General features: G+C 53.3%; 4 protein-coding genes. All 4 read left to right on the top strand.

The features are described from left to right. The coding region (locus tag WC359_14255; protein MFA5401608.1) for a hypothetical protein at positions 1-290 on the top strand (290 nt) is incomplete at its 5' end. Next, complete coding sequence (locus tag WC359_14250; protein MFA5401607.1) at positions 275-940, top strand: PD-(D/E)XK nuclease family protein; 666 nt, start codon at positions 275-277, stop codon at positions 938-940. The genes WC359_14255 and WC359_14250, both read left to right, overlap by 16 nt. Further along, positions 937-1,374, top strand: a complete 438-nt coding sequence (locus tag WC359_14245; GenBank protein ID MFA5401606.1) for a hypothetical protein — start codon at positions 937-939, stop codon at positions 1,372-1,374. Before WC359_14250 ends, WC359_14245 begins: the two co-directional genes overlap by 4 nt. Beyond that, complete coding sequence (locus tag WC359_14240) at positions 1,367-1,639, top strand: hypothetical protein (GenBank protein MFA5401605.1); 273 nt, start codon at positions 1,367-1,369, stop codon at positions 1,637-1,639. The genes WC359_14245 and WC359_14240 overlap by 8 nt, the downstream gene beginning before the upstream one ends. Positions 1,640-1,818 lie beyond the last annotated feature (179 nt).

Below are 1,818 nucleotides of genomic sequence, written 5' to 3'. Positions count from 1 at the left end.
GAACCCAAGTATGTAGAGATAGCGAGAAGGAGAGTAGAGCAATGTCAAGAACCAATGTTTTAGCAACCCCCCACTGCCCCACTTGTGGCGGCGAGTGGACATTCATCAGCGAATCAAGCGGCAACTTTAGCACCGCCGAGGAGCAATGGAGCGCCAAGTATTATGTGTGTCTGATCTGCGGCGCCAGCATAGAGAGGATATGGCTGGGATCGCCGGTCGCCGAGTATGCAGAGGAATTCACTGAAGGGAAAACAACACTAGAGGAGGTATTGCTGTGCAATTCAAAGTAGCACCAACCGATTTAACTTACCTGTGGGATGAGTGCCCCCGGTGTTTCTGGCTGAAGGCGCACAAGATACGCAACCGCCCCCGGCTGCCCATGCCCGGTATGTTTAACACCATTGACCATCTGCAGCGAGAGTCATTCAAAGACTACCGGCTGCCCAATGGCGATGTATTGGATACCACCAACCGCACCCTAGCCAGCGCTCCATTGACCGGCGATCCTGATAATGATTTGATGCTGGGTGGGCGGCTGGATTGCCTGATTATCCACCCAACTGACGGCTTGGTTAGCGTGATGGACTTTAAGACCGCCGAGCCAACGGAACAGAGCATCGCCAAGTATAGCCGCCAACTCCACGCCTATGCCTGGATGCTGGAGCATCCGGCAAAGGGGGATATAAAACGGGTTAGCGGACTGCAATTGTTCTATGCACCGGTGCAGAAATTCACGCACACCCTGGGCGCCGGGGATGAATTCACATTGAGCGGCTATATTGCGCTTTGCCCGCTACCCTATGAGGTGGAGTGGTTTGATGGATTTCTGCATGGTGTGCTGGATATGTTAAAAGCACCGGAACCGGCGGCAGGGGAGAAATGCGAGTATTGCAATTGGGAGCGGGAGATAGCCGAGTCATTGAAAGGACAGCAGCAGTGAACCACCACCCCGCCGGACTTGACGAGCTTGCGGCAATGGCGCGGCAGTTCACGCCGGAGATTGACGAGTGGGCGGCAAAGCACGGGGTCAATGCCGACACTGCCAGGCGCGGTGGCATAGCCCACGCCCCCTATCTGCTGGATGAAAAGGATTGGACGGTGTGCCTGCTATTCGGGGTCACCGATGCCAGCCGCCCCAAGCAGCACGGGGTTACGGGCATCATGGCGGTCAATACAGCCGAGACGCGCTGTGAATTATTCGGGCGCGGCGGCTATGCCTGCTTTAACCCACCAGCGGATAAGTCTATCTACGGGCAATTCACGCACCCCTGGGAACTGAAACACAAGGTTGCCAGCTTAATAGAGGCAATCAAGCTAACCGAGGACGGTATGCACACGATTATAGAGAGGGTTGCGAAGACAGATAATGGCTAAAATCGGCGATCACTACACCGCGGTCAATCCGCAACCCATAATCCGCTGCGAATTTTGCGGGCAGGATCATGCGGCGGGTGAGGTGAATGTAACCTGCACCCTTACCCGCATGGGTTGGGTGTATGAGATGGATAGGTTTGATTGCCCCAACCCGCCGATGAATTATAGGGGCGGGGGAAGGGACGCTGGTATTAAGTGGGCAAGAGATGCCCAGGCTGAATCAGATAAGAGGTTTAATGCGGGATTCAAACCTTATGGTTTTTGACCCAAAGATTTTGCTTGACAAACCATTTACCTTGAGGTAAACTAATAGGTATGAAAATCAAACTGATTAAACTAGAGTGTAAACGCTGTGGGCACAAGTGGTTTCCCACACAAGAAGAAATCAGAATGTGCCCCAAATGCAAGAGTCCCTATTGGGATAAGGAGAAGAAGGCAAAATGA

The organism is Dehalococcoidia bacterium (assembly GCA_041653995.1).
In the GTDB taxonomy this organism is placed as follows: Bacteria; Chloroflexota; Dehalococcoidia; order GIF9; family UBA5629; genus CAIMUM01.
Note: the sequence above shows the minus strand (reverse complement) of the source record. Positions and strands in the feature narration are given on the sequence as shown.